Raw genomic sequence first — 20,496 nt, 5'->3', positions numbered from 1 at the left:
GATGCGCTTACCTTCTTTTTAGCATTAACTACCATTATATTTTCAATATTTACTTATGTAAGTTCGCTTAAGCTTGTCCAACACTTCAAATAGGTGTTGGCTGTGTGACACATATCCTTATTTGTTATACAGGTACTCCACCTTGCACATTTTTAAAAATAATCCTTAAATACAAGCTACGTCCCTCGGTTGTTAAAGCCCATATTTCTCCATTTTTACCGATAGATTTTTTTACATAGCCATGAACAACAAGCCACTCAAGCGCAACTTTTACTTCAGTACGGTCGATTTTAGTTGACCTACAAATACCTAATACATAACGCCATGTTAGGCATAATGCTCGACATTGCCACTATCCTTTTCTATACGATGAACAAAATAAGACTTACTATCTTTGTTGTAACAAAGAACAATACGAGATATAGGATCTGAAGTGGAAAAAGTGGCATCAAGCTCGTGCTTTACCATGCTAATAGCATTTCTCATTATACTTAATGAATAGCACTCATTTTCTCTCCCCCATTCGCCTATAAAACGAATTTCAATTTCACACCCACGATAGTCAACAATTTGAGCATGATGTAGCCCTACGTCTTTTTTCGCTAGTTTCGGAAGCTCTTCTGATACAAATTTTTTGATTTTTGGCGCAATAACTGTTTTATAAAAATCATCCCACACCGGAGTTAAAGCAAAGGCAACAGCTGCTGTAAAAATAGCCCAAGATTCAGGTGTATTGTTTTTCTTAATCCATTTGCCCAAGTTGATTTTGTTAGATTCGGATAATGACTCTAATAACTCCGCATCATTATAATGGGGGAAAGGAATATAGAGTAAGAAATCAGGGTTATTTTCAGACTTAATTTCTTCAACACCAGAAATGCTAAAACCACCGACAGCTATTTCTAAATTGTCTCGATCAACAAATAAGTCTCCAACAAGACTCCACTCTTTATCACTGTTTCCGAACTTTTCTAACCTTAAGTTCTCTGCATAACCAATTGTCTTTAGACCTAAATCATGTTGTTGATTTAGAGGCATACGTTTCCCTTTGAAAGTGTTACAGAAATCATTTAGAAACTCGTAGGTTAGTTTTTCACCTTGCCGATCTATTGACGTTCCACCCAGTATTTGATTTTGAATAAATTCCAATTTTACTCCTTATGCCTAGAAACATAGAATAGTCAGATCTTTACTTTAAAAAATCAGCACACGTAAGTTAATTCCTATCGTCCTCACTATCATTCTTTATTGGAAATGGCAGTATCTAGGCGAAATTATTGATGCCCATTATTTCTTCGATAATAGTATATTTAAGCTATAAGTATCATGCTGTTGGTTGCATTTTTGAAAATAAAGAAGTGATGGCGGAAACATGGGACAGCCATAATTTTCATGAGGTCTATCCGTGATCTATTCAGCCCATGTTTAAGCATTAAAGACACCAGCGAAAACAATAGCTCTACAACCCGTGGATAGTAGATTCCCTATCGCCCTCGCGGGCATTCACTGTAGGGAATGACGGAATTTGGACACGGCATGTGTTGTTGAGTATGAAAACATTAAAACATGGGACAGCCATAATTTTCATGAGGTCTATCCGTGATCTATTCAGCCCGTGTTTGAGCATTAAAGACACCAGCGAAAACAATAGCTCTACAACGCGTGGATAGTAGATTGCCTATCGCCCTCGCGGGCATTCACTGTAGGGAATGACGATATTTGAATACAGGCATGTGTTGTTGAGAATGGCTGCGGCGAGATATAAAGTTATGGGTGTCCATTCTTTTTTTTAAAGACACCAGCGAAAATAATAGCTCTACAACGCGTGGATAGTAGATTGCCTGAAAACAAAAAAGCGTTAGCACATTCTAGTATGCTAACGCCTTAAATAAATCGCACCTCATGTTACGTATTACGCACATGTTTAGGTTTAATGATGCTTAACCAATATTGCAGTCAGTGCAGCTTTGCAATTCAATTTCGTGCTCAAAAACAGCAACATCGCTACCATCTTCAAATAGTTCAGCGATTTCTTGTGCGACTTCTTGCTCATCTTCTGCTTTTACTTGATCAGCAAGTGTTTCTTCTGAGTAACCATAGAAATTTAACAATAAGTAATCACGGACTTCATCTTTAGTACAAGTCACGTTCACCACAAGCTCTGAGTTAACATCGCCCTGCGCAATAATCGCCGCTATTTGTGCGACTACATCTTCTTTCATCGCTGCTGTTAACCAACCAAGATCAGTACTTACTGTGGTTTTATTACAGTTAAAACAAGGAAGTTGATGAAAGTAGTATTGAAAATTAGTCATAGGTGATTTCTTCTTTAAATATTGTAAGTCAAGATTATGAGCGTTTTCTAGCAAAATACTACTGTAATAACTATTGAAAGCACGATTAACCTGAATAATTAACAGCAACCAAGATGATTTACTTAGAGCGGCAACTCAAAATATTAGTTACAGGGTCACTTAATGTTGCTTTTTTTCACATTAATAAAATACAAACCAATACCAAATATTCCCCATTGCAGTGAATCGTACAAAAGGTTATCTAATACAATGTCTGAATGTACTGTGCTCACAGCCAAACTTATAACAATAAGTACAAAGCCAATTACCTTCCATGTTGTTTTCGTTAGCTTGAAACATTTGATCGATATTGGTGCAATAGTGATCACAATCAATAGACTCAATAACACATTCAACAGTAATTTTGCCCAAAAGTTATCCAAAATAACGTCCATCCCCCCTCCCTCTGCTATATCTATACCTACAAGCACATGTATTTCAGTTTTCCATTTATCGATTAATTGATATACCAGACCACTGCGGTTTACGAATATAAATAGAGATTATTGGGTGTTCAGTTTACAAAATGGTTAAATTGCCTGCTCTATACTGTGACTTACAATAAATTTGTGATGTTGATATAAAAAACCATCAGCTCATATTTGATTACGCAAAAAAATAAACTCTCATTATAATTAGTTAACAGTTGATCACAATAATGTTAATAAAACTTAATGGAGGATGAATAAGTCATTGACTTAATATACCTAAAGGAGAATCTAATGTTGCAATAGCGTAACTTGAACCCCTTTACAGTCAGACGTAACATGCGCACACCTTTATTTGAGAGGACACCGCTTTGAACACACCCAGTCGATACTGGAATGAGATTTTTCCACGTTAATCTGTCCTCTACCGCTTTTAAGTGTGAGTTGACAATGTTTAACTGTCAGCATGCACTATTCCTTATATTCGTTGCTTTTGCTTAAATCTTAGTATTCCAGTTTTCATTGGTAGATGCTGTTTTATCAGCCTCAAACCGTGTTTTTAAGTGTTCTTTATATCATCGCCATTAGTGGAGATATAAGACATGCTGAATGCATTCACATTAAACGATTTACGTTTACAACGTTTAGATTTAGACGCCCAAGAACCTATCTCATCAGCATTATGGGTTGATCTCATCGACCCCAATCAAGAAGAACGAGAGCGCGTACAACAAGAGTTAGGACAAGGTCTTGCAACACGCCCTGAACTTGAAGATATTGAAGCCAGTGCGCGTTTTTTTGAAGATGAAGACGGCCTCCATATTCACTCCTTCTTTTATTCTGAAGATATGGAAGATTATGTCAGTAATGCCACCGTCGCTTTTACCATTCGTGATGGACGTCTGTTTACGTTGCGTGAGCGTGAATTACCAGCATTTCGACTTTATCGCATGCGGGCACGTACGCAGCGATTACAACAAGGTAATGCTTACGAGCTACTTTTAGATTTATTTGAAACTAAAATAGAGCAACTTGCTGATGTAATTGAAGATATTTATAGCGAATTAGAGTCTATTGGCAAAACTATTTTACGTGGTAAGCCAGGTGAAAATTTTGATAAGGCCTTATCACACCTAGCTGAGCAAGAAGATGCTGGCTGGAAAATTCGTTTATGTTTAATGGATACTCAACGCGCATTAAGCTTCTTAGTACGCAAAGCCCGTTTACCAGAGAGTGAATTAGAACAAGCACGTGAGGTATTACGCGATATTGATTCTTTACTACCCCACAATGAGTCTTTATTCCAAAAGGTGAACTTCCTGATGGATGCTGCAATGGGCTTTATTAATATTGAGCAAAACCGCATTATCAAAATATTCTCAGTGGTATCAGTAGTCTTTCTACCGCCAACATTGGTTGCATCTAGTTACGGTATGAACTTTAAGTTTATGCCTGAACTTCATTGGGAGCTTGGCTACCCCTATGCATTATGCCTAATGGTATTAGCTGGTTTCGCACCTTATCTATTCTTCAAGCGTAAGGGGTGGCTATAAGCTACACGTAATCATTGTTATAACGACATTATTTACAAAAAAAGAACCCTACTTCAACAGTAGGGTTCTTTATTATTTATCGCCAATATTCACTGACTGATAGTGTAAATAACGTTATTTGTTAACCATTATAATTGTGGCTTCAGACCAAGTTTTTCTAACACCAGCTTAAAGTTAGCTTGGCGCTCTTTGGCATTATGCACTTCGCCAGTCGAACATACTGAATCTGGACAACCACGGTTTACAATACCTGACACATCATCAATAAACTCAGTCCCTTTTAGGCCACTATCAACGTACTTTTTCAGTTCGTTATAGTAGTTCCAATCAGCATATTGACCACCTTCATCAGAATATGCCTGTACCGATGTTACCCAGTAGAACAAGCCTGCAATCCACTTAATTTCTTTATTTTCTTCAGAGCTACAAATTAAGCCTGGATTTGAACAGAAATCAAGATCAGCATACAGTGGGTTTGCCGGTGGTGCTTCAACGGTAACACCATCAATAGTTTTACCAATTGTCGCAGGATCAACGTGTGAACGACCTAAGTAATGGTTAAGCGTACCGAAGTTCTGACGGCCTGTAGTTTGAATAACACCACGTCCCCACCAGCCACAACCTTCAACACTTTCTTGGCTGCTACCATCCCAGATAAACGTACCTGCTTGTTGACCAACGTAAGTCTTACAAGTATCACGTTCCCAAACTTGCTTAGAAGTATCTACTTTTTCTGGCGCATCGTTACAGTGACCATTGTTTGTCCAACGACCAACCGCACCATTTACCAATAGGCCACGCTCTTCAAGTACTGCATCTGGTGCTGCAAATACAGGAGCTGGCGCACCATACCATTTAGCATGCGTGAGCGCGCTCACTTCCATCTTGTTATCACGAGGACAAGAATAAGCATAATCTAAGCCTGAATTAGGGTTTACACCGTAATCTGCATATTTCTGGCCTAACTGACCACAACTTGCAGACATTGGGTAATCTGCTGGTGCACCGTATTTTACTTCAGACCAGTTATTCTCATCACAGGCGTTATAACGAATAGTCTCTTGCATGCTTTGCGCTAAGAATGCTGCAATCGCAACTTTTGCGTAAATAATGTTGGTTGCATCATCTGCTTCATCATTTAATAACCAGAACTTATTACCAGCAACACCAATATTGTGCATTGCATTTAAGCCATCAAGGAAATCATTCCACTTATAAACGGTAGATGGGATCCATTGTGACTGTGGCGTTTCGTAAAGGAATGCTTCATTATCCATTACATCAGCGGCACTGGTCAGCTGTTGGTTCAATGCTTCTATACGGGTTAGTGAGCCTTTTTCTAGCTCTTTACCAACATAGTACAGTGGCACTTTAGCAGCTTGGTAAGATTCAATTTGCGCGGTTAAATTAGCGCTGTTTTTATCAAATAAAATAGCAAAAATATTACTGTAAGCTGCTTTGCGGATTTTCTGCTCTGAGGTTGCATTACCCATAAAGTAGTTAGCAGCTTGATCTGTCGGCATATTTGCTAACATCGCAGGCGTTTTTACAAAATCAGTTACTTGCTTAACGTATTCTAGCGCATTGTGCCATTGGTCATTTGACAAGGCAGCTGTTGCACTTAACTTAGTAAAGACCACAAAATCAGCTTTGGTTGCACTATCTGCTGTATAAAGTGCAAGCTTATTCAATAAATCTGCACTGTAATTAGATGCTGCATTCCACACTGACTGACGACCAGAGTGAGTATCAAAAGCAAAATCACCGATTGATAATGACCAACCAAATGGTGCTTGTGGTGCAACAGTTGATACGATCAAGTTGTGTGCTTGTGCCCAACCTTTTAGATCATTGCTTAGTGCGTTAATCGCATCAACATCAATTTTACTGCCGGTGCTATCAACCGCCTTAATTAACGCTTCTTTAACTGCAATAGTCGTTGTTAATAGATCTTTATCTTTCGTCGCATTATCAAGCACATCACTGCTAATAATAACCGATGCTGTATTCGCTTTATTCGCTTGTTCAATAACAGTAACAAATGCCGCGGTTAGCTTATTAACATCTGTAAGATCAGCACTGTTCGCTGTCGCAATTGTCATTGTTTCAGGCGCTGTTGTAGATGGGCTTGCAACTACAAACGTGTTAGGCCAACCCGCCACTTCTAAACGAACAGGATCCATTGGGTTTGGCAATGAAAGTACAGGCGCAGTACCTGGTTCTGAACCATCACAATTTAAGTGCAATGCCCATGAAGCGTCACTACCCGGTATCGTTTGGGTCCAATAAACTGCCGAGTAAGCAATATTGTTATGAACCATAATATCGCCACCTGTTGCATGATTACCACGCGTCCAATCAGGATAAACATTAAACTCTTCACACAATCCACCCGGTGGCGTTACTGGCGGCTCAACGGTTTCTTCTTCAATTGTGATAGCTAAACTAACACTAGAAGAAAGTGCTTGGGCATCAGTTGCGATAGCATTCAGAGTAATATTACCTGTTTGCGTTGGTTGCCAATCACATGCAAATGCTGTTGTTGTTGCAGCATCAAAGGTACAAATTTGTTGGTTATTTGCGTTAACAACCACTTTGGTTAAATCATTATCAACATCAGAGGCATTAATAGAAATAGAAATAGTGTCCGTTTCTTTAATGATTGAACCGTTGGTTGGTGTTACAAATGCGACAACTGGCGCAGTAAAATCGTCGTTACCTTCAGCTTCTACGTTTACAGCAACAGATTGTTGTTCGATTTTTTGGTTATTTTTATCAAACACAAAGATATTAATTGCAGCACTACCCGCTTCCGTTGGTGTCCAAGCTTGCGAATAAAGCACATTACTTTGATCAATTGCTTTTTCAACCAACTTGATATTATTAACCCAAAACTCAACTTTTGATGCCAATTCACCATCAATACGTGCTTGAATAATAACCGCTTCGTTTGCTTTTAATACCTGACCTGCCGTTGGTGCAAGTATCGATAATTCGGTTTCTTCTGGTTCAGGTGATGGCTCGTCAGTACACTCTGTTAGTGACCAAAACCACGAGTCAGTACTTGGTGCTTCCCAAATACCCGGGTTATTTTTAGCAATAAAGCACTGACCGTCATATGACACAACATCGCCATTATTAACTTGAGTTGTACCCGGAATAAACGGAATAATAGCACCTAGTTCAGGCTCTGGATTCGGCTCTGGATTCGGCTCTGGTTCACCTGCACACTCAGCTGTGTCCCAAAACCATGAATCAACACTTGGTGCTTCCCATATACCAGGGCTATTTTTAGCAATGAAACACTCACCGTTAAAAGAAACCATATCGCCATTTTGAACTTTTGTTTCTCCCAGAACAAAAGAAATCACGTTGGCGTCAGAAGCGTATACATTGCTACTCAGTATCGCACTGAATATAGCCGCTGTTATTTTATTTATTTTTTTCACTGTATTTCCTAAGTATGTCCACTCATTTCAATGAAGCTAACACTCGCATCCTCATAAGTATTGATAGTTATATTCCATACAACTAACTTATATTTAGTGTTTTTTTCACTGATGAAGTATTTTGTTTCACTGATGAAGTGTTATTAATCAATATGATACAACCACATATAATATATTATTATGTATAGTATTAATTATACTAATGTCAATATGTAACAGCTTATTAATTTACGTAAGATATGTAACAGCAATGGAAGCAGGTCATCCATTATGAAAAAATTAATATTTTAGATTAAGGCTTTTTGTCTCGTAGAAATAAGGTAACATAGCGCCATAAATGCTAACGTACTAGATAGCATATATTTAGAAAATAACAGGTTAGAATCAATGGATTACCAACATTACTATGAAACCATGATCGAAATATTGGTTGATAATTTTGATACCGATATTGGTGAATACAATGGTCAAATTGAATTATCTGTCGATGAATATAATGACAGCTGCAGTATAGCTAAAGAATTTAATGTAGCTTATAACCCTGAGCACAGCGTACTTGATGTATTACACCAATCAACGCCAGAAAACGGTGAAATAACAACCTATATTGTTTCAGCGCTAGCATTAGGGTGTTTAATTGATTATTTGGAAGATGAACTTATTGTTGATTTCGATGATTAATCCGGATCATTAACACTACACAACAAAAAGCTAACGGCTATAGTGGTTAGCTTTTATTGTATCTTGCCTTTTTTAAAATCAAGATTTTTATAATCCTCATACACATTAATCATATCTTACAAGCAAGATCATCATTAAAAATATTAATTATTATAAATATCAATTGAAGATTAATTTATGTTAGCTAACATAAGACCACTTATAACTCGTGATCACTATTTTATAACATAAGGCAAAGGATGCAGCCCAAAATATACATCAAACTAGAAGATACTGTTTGGAAAGTTACCGACAATGGCCAGTGGCTGGTAGTAACTCCACACGAACTGATTGATATTAGTTTACCTTTTATTACAGAGCATACGCATTTTAATGATGTTATTAGTCTTCACTTTAATGAAAAAGAAGTCCTAACTGATTTAGGCTAGTTTCCCCATTTGTTGTTTAATTTACAGTCCTGTTTAAATATGACTTATTTCACATGTTGGCATGCAAATCCTACATTTACATCATCCTTTTGCGAGCGATATTTTACCCCCGCATCGCTAAATAACATATAGCAGCTTTCAAACATATAATTATGTCATCTTTGTCTCTCTAGGTAACATTAATGTCAGATCATGATCTAGAAATATCTAAATGGCGACAACAGCGTAAAAAAGGCCTATTGCGGTTTATTGTGAGTAATAGCCTTCCCGCTTTTTTAGGTGTGATAATAGGAAAATTTATAGGTACTTTGCTAATTAATAATAACGGTTTTAGTGACGTATTTGTTCGAGAAATAATAATCAGTTTTATAGCTCTCGTTACTATCTTACCATTATTAAGTATCCTTCACTGGCAATGGAAAGAGCGTAAATACCGCCTTCATAATAAAAAATATAATCCCAAATCATTAGAAAATAGTAACGACGAAAGGATTTAAAATGACAATACAACAAAGAATAGCAATAGGTCTAGGTTCTGGGCTACTAATAGGATCGGTTGCTACCGTATTACCTATTTTTCAATTTTGGTGTTTTGTTATCGGATTAACGCTACTTAATTACGCTATTATAACCAAGAAAAGCTAGCGTTTCGCAATAGCTGCTAATTTATATTGGCATAACAATATTACTGGCATAACACAAATTGTGGTGGTCATAATGTCAGCCAGTGTGTGGTACTTTTGATGCATCATTAAAGCCGCATATCCTACCATCGAGAGGATCATTAATACGCTTAATTTGGGTGTATACACTATAAAATACCCGATAAAAACTAATGCAATTGCGGTGTGGGTACTGTAATCCAAATCAAATGCAGGCCAAATACCAATTGCATTATCAATAAACATAATTGCATAGATAAAAACAGCCGATAGTACCACTCCACCCAACTGTAATAAGCCCTTCTTGAGCCCATGATCTCGCCCCGCCAACAGCATAAAAATAATGCATAAAATCACAATAATTGGGATAAAGATCAGCAATAAGTGCCCACTGTTCAAACGTCATAATTGCTATATTCCACAAAAAATAATCGTTATCTTCACATACATAACGAATTATTTCATCTATTTGAAAAGAACAAGAATAGAAGAATAGAAGAATAGAAGAATAGAAGAATAATTGTCAGAGAAGAGGAATAGTGGACAGCCATATCTTTTTAAATTACCAAATATATGGATCGTCACCATACAAATATGCTCGCCGTACACAACGCTTAATAACATGATAAAAAGGCGTGATTTGAGACTCGATCAATTTACGTCTTGAGATTGTCATTGGTTGTACCATAAGCAACTTGAAGCTTAAGTGTAGTAGTGCATTGTTAATGTGCAAGGATGTGGCTGTCCTTTGTTTCTGCTTTTGTTTCTGTTGGCCGGATAATAATTCTATTAGGATCTCACCTTTTCTACTTTATGTATTAAAGTTTATACCTATAGCGTATTGATGTTTATTTAATACTATTACGCTCACTTAACAATATTAAATCTCACTCTCTGCGACTAATTAATATACTTAATGTCATTTTATGGCAACACTATAAAAGATAACTATCAGTCATTTAATAATCAAAGACTGTTATTTAACCCACTTTTATTACAAAATTTGCAAAAACGCTCACAAAAAACAACATAAATAACATTTTTTATAAGTTTAATATTCACTATAATTATTGACATCTAAGATGGACTTATGGTATTTCACCATACTTTTCCATAATAATAACCATAGGGGCCACGGATGAAGCCACTCATGTATATCGTTGTTGAAGGCGTTATCTGGAAAATAACAGCTGAAGGTGAATGGATACAAATTCCCCCATCAGCAATCATTGATAGTTCTGTACCTTTCATCTCAGAAAAAGCACAAGTTAATGACATCATAAAAACAAAAAATAACGAAGATGATGTAGTTAAAATTAGTACTTCAGAGACAACACTTCGTCATAACCAAAACTCGCCAGATTCAGCTGTAACATCAAATGACTTATCCAGTGATAGTGTTTCTTTCGTTACACGAGTAAAACCGACATTAGCGGAAACCTTACCAGAAGCGGGTTTTAATACTCGACCAACAACCTCAGAAGAGAGAAACGAACGCGATGAGATTGGCGATACAATTCCATCATTGCGTAATTCAGCTGCGCTGACCGTCACTATTATTGACGGTGGCGATGGTTATGAAAACCAATTTGAAGTACCTACTGTCGATCTCTTTGGTGATGCCATTGATGTTGAAGATGGGCGTATTGTGGTTGTGACTATCACAGATATTAATGGCAAAGTGTTCACAGCAAGTGCTGTAGTCAAAGATCAAAAATGGTTTATTAACGATCAAGACTTAAGTGAACTATCTGAAGGTCCACTGGATGTTTATGCCTCTGTTACTGACTACTATGGCAATTTTGTTGACGCCACAGATGACACCATCAAAGACACGTTAGCTGAAATTACCGCTGAGTTTGATGGTAAAGGTGATAACTATCTCAACCAATTTGAAATCGTTGTTAGTGATTTATTAGGCGATATCACCTTTGTAGAAAATAACCAACCAGTGACGATTACCGTGACAGATAGTCAAGGTAAAACCATCACCTTTGAAACAACTAACAATGATGGTGCTTGGAATATTAGCGCCACAGATTTGTCCTCGTTAGCCGAAGGTGAACTGACAGTTATTGCAGAAACTATTGATATTGCAGGTAACCCGGTATCAGCCACTGATACCATCATCAAAGATACCCTTGCCGATATCACGGCTAACTTTGAAGGCAACGGTGATAACTACCTTAACCGTGTTGAAATCCCTGAAAGCGATCTTTTTGGCTCAGTATCTAATGTTGAAGATGGTCAAACAGTCACTATTAAAATTACCGATAGCAACGGCTTAGATAAATCATTTACCACCACTGTCATTGATGGCAAATGGACAATCGAGAATGCTGATTTAACCGATTTAGCCGAAGGTGAACTTACCATTTTGGCTGAAACTGTTGATATTGCGGGTAACCCAGCTTCAGCGACCAACACCATCATCAAAGACACATTGGCAGATATTAACGCCAACTTTGATGGTAAAGGTGATGAGTATCTCAACCGCTTTGAAATTCCAGTTACAGATTTATTTGGCAATGTTGAAAATGTTGAAGATGGACAATCTATTACCATTACTATTACTGATAGTAATGGCTTAGAAAAAATCCACACCACCACCGTCATTAACGGTAAATGGACAATCGAAGATGCCGACTTAACCGATTTAGCCGAAGGTGAACTCACCGTTATCGCCGATACTGTTGATATTGCAGGTAACCCAGTATCAGCCACTGATACTATTATCAAAGATACCCTTGCTGACATTAGCGCTAACTTTGAAGATAACGGCGATGAATATTTAAATGAAGCTGAAATCACGGCTAAAACCAAGCTGTTTGGTAATATCGACTTTGTTGAAAATAACCAGAATGTTGACGTTACTGTCACAGATAAAGATGGAAAAACCATCACTTTCGCCACAACCGTTGTTAATGGCGCATGGGTCATTGAGGATACAGATTTAGCCACATTTGCAGATGGTGAGCTAATCATTACCGCAGAAACCATGGATATCGCAGGCAACCCTGCCATCGCCACCAATACCATAATTAAAGATACCTCAGCATTATCTATTGATATCGTCACTGATAATTATGAGTTGGGTGGTTTAAACATTGTTGCCCTAAAAAATGGCAATGTTACTTTCCTTGAAGGTACCACAACGGGCACTCAGGCGGGTGATAAAATTGAAGTCACTTTCAGTGATGGCACTGAGACGATTGTCTTAACAACCACCGTTGATAGTACTGGAAATTGGCGTATCGAAGATTTCGATCTTAACCAACTTAACGTACTCAAAACATGGGAAATGTCAGCGACGGTTACTGATGCAGCTGGTAATACTGCTCTCGATGACATGCCGACATTAACTCGTCCTGATAGCTCTATTTTTTACGAAACAACCTTAGAGTACCAATCATCGTCAGAAGCGACTTCTGTCATCAATATCGAGTTTGCAGAATTTACGTTTAATACCAATCAAAGCCTATTAGAGCAACTCACCTCTCAGGGTAATCCTATTACTGTAACGGTGTCATCTGATGGACTCACACTCACCGCTGAAAGTAATGGTGTCACCGTGTTAACGGCGACTATTCAAGCTACTACTCAAACAATTAATATCACCTTATTTGAACCAATCGATACTGAACTGGGCTCTAATAGTACTCAATCTGCAATATTAATTGACGGTATTCAAACTGACACTGACGGTACAACAGAAACCGTTGTTGCGCCTGCTTTAATTTATATCCGTGATTCAGAGCCTGATATTTTAGATGACAATAGCAGTGTGATTGAAGGCAATATAACTTCCGGCAATGTACTCAACAATGACAGCGATCTTGATGCTCCACTGTCTGTTGTTCGTGTCACGATTAACGGTGAAACCAAAGATCTAAAAGGTCCTTCTGTAACGTTTGATCTTCCTGAAGGTCAACTGACCATAAAAGAAAATGGTCACTGGATTTTTACCGCTAACCGTAATCTCGACCATAGTTCAGGTGATATTGACCTCATGGTTAGCTATATCGCAGGCGATAAAGATTATGACTATGGCAGTGCCGATCTCACCATTACCATCAAAGATGGTGAAGCAAATACCATCATCAATAACCATGATAGTAACGTTGAAGGGCTGATTTCTAATCCCACAGATACCTTTACAGGTGACTTTACCATTAAAGCTGGATCAGATAATCCTGATCCTAATAGCATCACATTTAACGCCCAGACAATTGCAGCACTAACAGCATTAAAACTTCAATCTGGCGATACTTATCACTACATTGAATACACACTAAGTAGTGATGGAAAAACCATTACAGCAACTTCTGGCGGAGAAACCATCTTCACCTTAACTCTAACTGGTGCTGCCAATGGTGATGATGTAACAGGTACAGTAACCTTGGTTCAACATCGTCCGTTAAATCACACCAATGCCAGTGATGTAATCAAATTACCACTACTTGTTGATGCTACCGATCTTGATGGTACGAAAACCCCAACAGGACAATTTGATTGGTATATCCAAGACGGCGCAGATCCTGAATTAATCGTAAAACAAGAACTAGCATTTGATGAAGCCAACCTATCTTCAAGTCAGCCAATATCCAAAACAGGCACTATTGACGTGGTTGTTGGTAGTGATGGCTTAGATGGCACTCTTACCCAAAGCCCATTATTTTTTGATCAAACACAGCTACCATCAGGATTAACCAGCGGCGGCGATATCATTACTTACACCGTTACTGGTACAGGTCAAATGATTGAAGCATCGGTCAATGGTGAAAAAGTTTTTGATATTGCCATTACACACAAACCTGATGCTGAAGGTAACTCGACGGTTGAGTACACTTTCAACCTGTATAAATCTATCGACCAAACAGATCCAAGTGGCATTGAAACCATTACCATTCCAGTCTTTATTCGCGATAACGATGGCGACGTTAACCAAGCCAATATCACTGTAACGATTGCCGATGGTGACACGCCAGTCATTACTGATACCACATTAGAAATTACCGAAAACCCAATTGCTGTAGCACCCGATGCGCCACCAGCAGGCACGACAGAAACAGCAAGCTCAACAATTTCTGTTACCGCAGGGCAAGATCCGATTGTTGATTTACAACTGGCTCTAACAGGCGCAGTTCAAACCAGTGATGGTGATGCGATCACTCATAACGGTGAAGCACTGACGTGGCAGTTTGATGGTAACAATACCTATGATGCGGTTTTAGCTAACGGTACGGTGATCTTTTCCATCAACCTTTCCGACATTGGCACTATCGCTGCAGGTGGCAGTGCAGATGCAACCATTACCATTGTGCTGAATGACTTTATCGATCACCTCAATGGTAAAGATACCAAGCTTGATATCACCCTTCCTGTTCAAGCGACTGATAGTGATGGCAGTGTTGGAACATCCAACGTAACGGTCACAATTTGGGATGGTTTGAAGCCAGAAATCATCGTTAATGGCAGCTTAAATGTCCAAGAAAATGATTTATTAGATGATGGTGTAGACAGTGATGCCTCTGATGTAGCAACACCAACACTGAGCTTTAATACAGGCAGTGATAGTGTGGTATCCGTGACCTTAGACACCGCCTTATTTAATGGTAAAAACTACACCAGCGCAGGCGATAACATCACGCTTGGCGCACCTAATGCTGATGGTTGGTATATCGCAACAGCTGCGGGTAAAGAAATATTCCAAATTAAAGTTAACCTTGATGGTACGGTGGAGTTTGATCTCTTTGCCTCTATTGATCATCCAGATACCACATCACAAGATACGCTTAACCTTGAGTTTGGTGCCATTCTGACTGACAGCGATGGCGACACCTCGCCTGCCACTATCTTTGATGTGAATGTCTTAGATGATGTTCCAAAAGGCGGTACTGACGGCACATTGGTTTTAGTTGAAGGACAGAGCCAAACCTTAAAGCTATTAACCGATGAGATCATAGGCGCTGACGGCGGTGAAATTGTTAGCTTCATTTACAACGGAACAACTTACTCTATTGATGGTAATCCGATTAATTTGATCAATACTACGGTTACGCCTGCGAAAAAATACGGCACCATGGTGGTCAATGCTGACGGTACAATTGAAATAACGACTGTATCAACGTCTGAATTTAGTGGGCAGATTCTCGATAGTCTGACATACACCGTTAAAGATGGCGATGGCGATACCGCTGATCGAACCGCGACAATGGCATTGGGAGATAATCCAGGTCATATCAAAGTAGAACTAATGGAAGTATTGGAAGATACGCGCACAGCGCCGCTTTCAATTAAAGTATTCCCTGGTGATGAAGATCAAAATGAAACCCTTACCAGTATCACTATTAGTGAAAGCTCATTAGCCGGTGGACAACTGTATTTAAATGGCACGTTACTCACGGCAGTCGGTGGTGTCATTACGATTACCGATTTTATTAAAAACGGTAATTTCTACTCTCCTAACGGTGAATTAACGTATCAACCAGCACCTGATGCTGCAATCAATCAGCAAGGTATGGTGAACATTGAAATTACTGCCACAATTTCAACCAATACTGCCGATAAAACTTTAGATAAGAACCTTCCAATAAAAGTTTATCCGAACGCCGATGCGCCCGTTTGGGATGAAACTAAAGACTACGAATACACTGGTGTTGAGGATGACAACAGCGGTATTAAACTCGACCTTGCAGCCAATCTTACCGATACTGATAGCTCTGAAAAATTAACATATCGAATTTCAGGTATTCCAGATGGCATTACATTAAAACTTAATGGCAATATCGTCAAAGACGGTGATGTGTTAAATCAAAACCAGTTAAATAAAGTCACTGTGGTTTCAGATAAAAACCTTGCAGGTAAATTTGAATTTACCGTAACCGCCATTGCGACAGAAAAAGGTAACCAGTTCATTGATAAAAATGAACATAAAACCGAAGAAATACCACACCAAGTGATCATTAATATCAAGCCTGACGCTGATACACCGACGCTATCGGTGAAGAACATTAAAGGTATTGAAGATCAACCGATTAACTTAAGCCAAGTATTAATCGGTAAGCTTACCGATACCGATGGTTCTGAAAGTTTAAGCTATCAAATCAAAGTCCAAGAAGGCTGGTTGATTCAAGGTGGTGGTGCTATTGAGCAACCAGTAGGATCAGGCATTTATATTGTCAGCGCTGAAGATATTGAAAACGGTTCAGCTCTGCTTTATCCAAAAGAAGATATTAGCTCATGGACAGAAACGCTGACCATTGAAGTCACGGCGGTATCAACTGAAACCTCCATTGATGGACTTGATCCAGTTAATGTAACAGCCGTAAGTGATACCAAAATTATTACCATTGATTTAAAAGGCGTCATTGATCATCCTGATGTTGCAGATGGCGGCAATGGTCATTGGGAATATGTTGCGGATAGCACAGATAATTCCACAGGCTTTAAAGGCACGATTAAAGGTACATCCGGCTTTAACGAAGATAGCCCATTACCTTTAGATTTCATGATCACCACCAGCGATGATGACAAATCGGAACAGATCACCATTATGATCACCAACCTTCCTGACGGGGTGATGTTTGTTGATAGTAACGGTAATCCGATCACACTAGAGATCGTAGGTGAAAGTGCATCGACAGGCGTAATCTACCAGATCACTAACGATCAACTGAAAACTACGTTCTTACAAACAACTAAAGACTTCAGTGGACAGCTCAACTTTGATGTAAACGTAATTTCAACTGAGCCTGATGGTGACAGCGGCGAATTCAATTACCAAGTAGAAATTAACGTGCTTCCTGTGGTTGATGAAAAAGATGGCGCAGTCCTTGAAGCATCAACGCATGAAGATAAATCAGCAAGCTTGTTGATTGAGCCCGTAATTAATAAAGATATCGATCACAGTGAAAGTTTAACCGGTTATAAGATCACTGGATTACCTGAAGGCTTAACACTCTTTATTGATGGTATTGCCGTATCTGTACCTGCTGGTGGATTGGATCTTGCCGGTTACAAAAACAGTGGCGAATCATGGGCTAACTTCATTAATAGCGGTCGTGTCACTGTGCTTGCCGATGAAGATTTAAGTGGCTTATTTACTATTCCAATTAGCTATGAAGTCACCGATACCTCACCAACAGGGCAAAAAGCATCGAAAGATATTAATGCAACAATTCAACTTGATGTCGCAGGTATTGTTGAAGGTGATACCCGTTTAGAATCAACATCAGAAGTGCTCACCAGTACCGATGGAAGCCCTATCGATTTAACCAACACGGTTCACTTTTTTGATGAAGACCTCGATGGCTCAGAGTACCTTGATTACATCATCATCGTTGTCCCAAGTGGTATAAACTTAATCGTTGAACACCCAAATGGCGCTTCTATTGATGGCAGTGGTAATTGGATTATTCCAGCAACGGGCTTAACTAGCGATACTGTTAAAGAAGCGATGAAAGATATCTTAGCCGGCGCGACCATTAGCTCTAACTTTGATACTGACATCATAGATTTGCGTGTTGTTGCCCACGTTATTGATGACGAACATTCACGCTATATTGATGCCCCTCTTCAAGTCCAAATTACTGGTCACGGCGGCGGTGGTTCTTGTCTTCCCATTGACGACCCAGATAACATTCAAAGTGATGACGCCATTATTGCCAAAGAAGGTGAAGATATTGATTTATCAGGTCTACTGGATGGCAACATTGATGATAGTCCTGAAATCGAAATATCGTTTTTCATTGATATCAAAGATCTACCTCTAGGTGTTGAAATTGAAGGCGATGGTGTTATCCCTGAATATAATGCTATTGGTGAAATTCTTGGCTATACCATCACACCAAGCGGCCTAGAAAATATGGTCTTTGTCGGACTTGATGAAGATTGGGCTGGTTGTATTAATATTCCGATTGAGATAACTCAAACGTCCACCTGTAACGGTCAATCGTCCAAAACAACGCAGAATATCAAGATTGAAGTTATACCAGTTGTCGATGACATCATTGTTAATGCAGGACAAAACACAATTCAGGAAGATACCGAATCTGCTATCAACTTAGAATTGATACTAGGTGATAATATTTTCGCTGGGCAAACCATCAGCGGTGAAGGTGAATTAGCCACAGGAAAAGAAACCATCAACTGGCTGACAATTACCTTACCTGCTGGGGCGAAACTCAACGGTGATCCCGCCATTTTACAAGACAACGGCGATAACACATGGACGATTAAAGACCCAACGCGTTTAGGTGAATTAACCCTAACACCACCACTTAACTTCAGCGGTGAGTTAACCATGAATGTTGCAGCCAACATCACTGATAAAGCTGATTGCCCAACCCAAACAGATACCCAAACCAAAACGGCATCAGTGGTAATCAATGTTGCACCAGTAACTGATTTTGCTGAAATGCCCGATAAAATCGAAGTTCTCGGTGACGAAGATAGCTACATTAATATCACAGGCCTAGACGCAATTTTATTTGATAACGATGGTTCAGAAACACTATCACTGAATATTTCAGGGCTACCTGAAGGTGCTGTATTGTTCTATTCACCTGATGGCGGAAATACATTCCTCCAGTTACCTAACAGTGGTCAATCATGGAGTATCAGTGCCAGCCAAATGGACGGGGTTTATATACGTCCACCGCTAGATTTTAGTGGCGATATGAAGCTCAAACTAGAAGCCATCACCAACGAAATTGGCACCAATGATATAAAAACCTCGACCACCGATTTAGTCGTGGGTGTTAAATCTATTGGTGATGATGTTCAGTTCTTTGATGTCCCAGAAAGCCTTGCTGGAACTGAAGGTGATAGTTTCACTATTCCGGTTAATCTAGAAAGCTATGAAACCAACAGTGATGAAGCATTACGACTCACGGTAACGATCAGTGCGAATGATCCTGCTCAATTACAAGGGTTAGATAAAATCGTTATTGGCGGACAAGAAGTTACCTTTGGGCAAAAAGGAAATAATTGGTTTGCTACAGTCGTCGTTAATGCCAATACACTGGATGAATTCACACTTTATCCTGGTGATGCTTATGGCGATATGACGATCACCTTAGAAGCCAACACTGTTGATACAAATATCGTATTAGGCACTGAGTACACTCATGAAGGTGTTATCGCTACCGAAGAGATCACATTAACTATTGATGCACTGCCTGATGAGCCAGAATTAACGGCGCAATACACTAGCATTATTGCCGAAACAAATTCAGCGATCGCCTTAAATCTTGATCTCATGATGCAAAACCCAGCCCCTAACGAGAAAGGCACTATCATGATCACAGGCTTTCCTAGTGATTATGTTTTCTCTGCGGGTAAAGAAAAAGATGGCGGTTGGGAAGTCGATCTCGCTGATATTGCCAACCTCACCATGACAGGCAACAGCGCACAAGATTTCACTTTATCTATTGAGCCAAGTGCCAGCATCGGCAACCAAACTGCAACGGGCACAGCGCAAAGTATCGATTTCAAAGTCGCAGAGGCCGGTGATAATACCCTAGTCGGTACAGCCAATGACGATTTGATTATCGGCGGTAAAGGTAACGATATAATGTCAGGTGATGCGGGCAATGACAGCTTCGTGTTTAAATCTGATGATCTTGGTTCAATCTCTACACCAGCACAAGATACTATTTTAGATTTTGATACCAAAATTAATAGCGACAACATCGACTTAAGCGCTATTTTATCAAATGTGACTGATGGTATTTCAGCCGATAACTATATTGACATTACTGAAAATAACGGTTCCGTCACATTACATGTTAAAGACAATAGCACAGATGTTACACAAGAGATAACGTTAGACAATGTAAGTAAAGATGCGCTTTATGGCGCAGATACGAGCTCTGCAACGGAAGCAGAGGTTCTACAAAAAATGATAGATGATAATAATCTAATTACTGGCTAGGGATA

Annotated in this window: 11 protein-coding genes; 6 read left to right on the top strand and 5 right to left on the bottom strand. The window is 39.1% G+C overall.

The genetic code is table 11. The features are described from left to right. Nucleotides 1-327: 327 nt before the first annotated feature. The 3 genes from BTN98_RS13480 to BTN98_RS13470 form a co-directional block, all read right to left on the bottom strand. On the bottom strand, nucleotides 328-1,149 hold the full coding sequence (locus tag BTN98_RS13480; RefSeq protein ID WP_061000607.1) for a hypothetical protein: 822 nt from the start codon (nucleotides 1,147-1,149) through the stop codon (nucleotides 328-330). A gap of 791 nt (nucleotides 1,150-1,940) precedes the next feature. Beyond that, complete coding sequence (locus BTN98_RS13475; protein WP_061000608.1) at nucleotides 1,941-2,315, bottom strand: hypothetical protein; 375 nt, start codon at nucleotides 2,313-2,315, stop codon at nucleotides 1,941-1,943. A 155-nt stretch (nucleotides 2,316-2,470) separates the two neighbouring features. Beyond that, the gene (locus BTN98_RS13470) at nucleotides 2,471-2,749 is read right to left on the bottom strand and encodes a hypothetical protein (protein ID WP_146107022.1); all 279 of its coding nucleotides are present in this window, start codon (nucleotides 2,747-2,749) and stop codon (nucleotides 2,471-2,473) included. Between the two features lie 635 nt (nucleotides 2,750-3,384). On the opposite strand from BTN98_RS13470, the gene corA reads away from it, so the two are divergent. Then, complete coding sequence (corA, locus tag BTN98_RS13465) at nucleotides 3,385-4,335, top strand: magnesium/cobalt transporter CorA (protein ID WP_061000612.1); 951 nt, start codon at nucleotides 3,385-3,387, stop codon at nucleotides 4,333-4,335. Nucleotides 4,336-4,463: 128 nt separating this feature from the next. Here the strand turns inward: corA and BTN98_RS13460 are convergent, their stop codons facing one another. Then, nucleotides 4,464-7,784 (bottom strand): Ig-like domain-containing protein, encoded by a 3,321-nt coding sequence (locus tag BTN98_RS13460; protein ID WP_061000614.1) that lies wholly within the window; start codon nucleotides 7,782-7,784, stop codon nucleotides 4,464-4,466. 387 nt (nucleotides 7,785-8,171) lie between these two features. Between BTN98_RS13460 and BTN98_RS13455 the strand changes: the two genes are divergently transcribed. From BTN98_RS13455 to BTN98_RS20355, 4 genes are all read left to right on the top strand, one after another. Continuing rightward, the gene (locus tag BTN98_RS13455; RefSeq protein WP_061000616.1) at nucleotides 8,172-8,465 is read left to right on the top strand and encodes a hypothetical protein; all 294 of its coding nucleotides are present in this window, start codon (nucleotides 8,172-8,174) and stop codon (nucleotides 8,463-8,465) included. A gap of 239 nt (nucleotides 8,466-8,704) precedes the next feature. Next, a complete protein-coding gene (locus BTN98_RS13450) occupies nucleotides 8,705-8,893 on the top strand; it encodes a hypothetical protein (RefSeq protein WP_061000618.1) in 189 nt (62 codons plus the stop codon). A gap of 182 nt (nucleotides 8,894-9,075) precedes the next feature. Further along, nucleotides 9,076-9,390, top strand: coding sequence for a hypothetical protein (locus tag BTN98_RS13445; protein ID WP_061000619.1), 315 nt, complete (start codon nucleotides 9,076-9,078; stop codon nucleotides 9,388-9,390). 1 nt (nucleotide 9,391) lies between these two features. Continuing rightward, the gene (locus BTN98_RS20355) at nucleotides 9,392-9,538 is read left to right on the top strand and encodes a hypothetical protein (RefSeq protein ID WP_162840649.1); all 147 of its coding nucleotides are present in this window, start codon (nucleotides 9,392-9,394) and stop codon (nucleotides 9,536-9,538) included. Here the strand turns inward: BTN98_RS20355 and BTN98_RS13440 are convergent. Then, nucleotides 9,535-9,936: a hypothetical protein gene (locus tag BTN98_RS13440; RefSeq protein WP_146107021.1), complete on the bottom strand. Its 402-nt coding sequence runs from the start codon at nucleotides 9,934-9,936 to the stop codon at nucleotides 9,535-9,537. The genes BTN98_RS20355 and BTN98_RS13440 overlap by 4 nt on opposite strands. Before the next feature lie 769 nt (nucleotides 9,937-10,705). Here BTN98_RS13440 and BTN98_RS13435 point away from each other — a divergent pair. Next, nucleotides 10,706-20,491 carry a T1SS-143 repeat domain-containing protein gene (locus BTN98_RS13435; RefSeq protein WP_061000645.1) on the top strand — a complete coding sequence of 3,262 codons (9,786 nt, stop codon included), beginning with the start codon at nucleotides 10,706-10,708 and terminating at the stop codon, nucleotides 20,489-20,491. The last annotated feature ends 5 nt before the right edge of the window (nucleotides 20,492-20,496 follow it).

This window comes from Photobacterium aquimaris (assembly GCF_002954455.1).
Lineage (GTDB): Bacteria > Pseudomonadota > Gammaproteobacteria > Enterobacterales > Vibrionaceae > Photobacterium > Photobacterium aquimaris.
This window is presented reverse-complemented; position numbering and strand designations above follow the sequence as displayed.

What these genes read in the sequence shown, in the direction of transcription:
- BTN98_RS13470 (WP_146107022.1), bottom strand. Translation starts at nt 2,749, where the DNA reads ATGGACGTTATTTTGGATAACTTTTGGGCAAAATTACTGTTGAATGTG.
- corA (WP_061000612.1), top strand. Translation starts at nt 3,385, where the DNA reads ATGCTGAATGCATTCACATTAAACGATTTACGTTTACAACGTTTAGAT.
- BTN98_RS13445 (WP_061000619.1), top strand. Translation starts at nt 9,076, where the DNA reads ATGTCAGATCATGATCTAGAAATATCTAAATGGCGACAACAGCGTAAA.
- BTN98_RS13450 (WP_061000618.1), top strand. Translation starts at nt 8,705, where the DNA reads ATGCAGCCCAAAATATACATCAAACTAGAAGATACTGTTTGGAAAGTT.
- BTN98_RS13455 (WP_061000616.1), top strand. Translation starts at nt 8,172, where the DNA reads ATGGATTACCAACATTACTATGAAACCATGATCGAAATATTGGTTGAT.
- BTN98_RS13435 (WP_061000645.1), top strand. Translation starts at nt 10,706, where the DNA reads ATGTATATCGTTGTTGAAGGCGTTATCTGGAAAATAACAGCTGAAGGT.
- BTN98_RS20355 (WP_162840649.1), top strand. Translation starts at nt 9,392, where the DNA reads ATGACAATACAACAAAGAATAGCAATAGGTCTAGGTTCTGGGCTACTA.
- BTN98_RS13475 (WP_061000608.1), bottom strand. Translation starts at nt 2,315, where the DNA reads ATGACTAATTTTCAATACTACTTTCATCAACTTCCTTGTTTTAACTGT.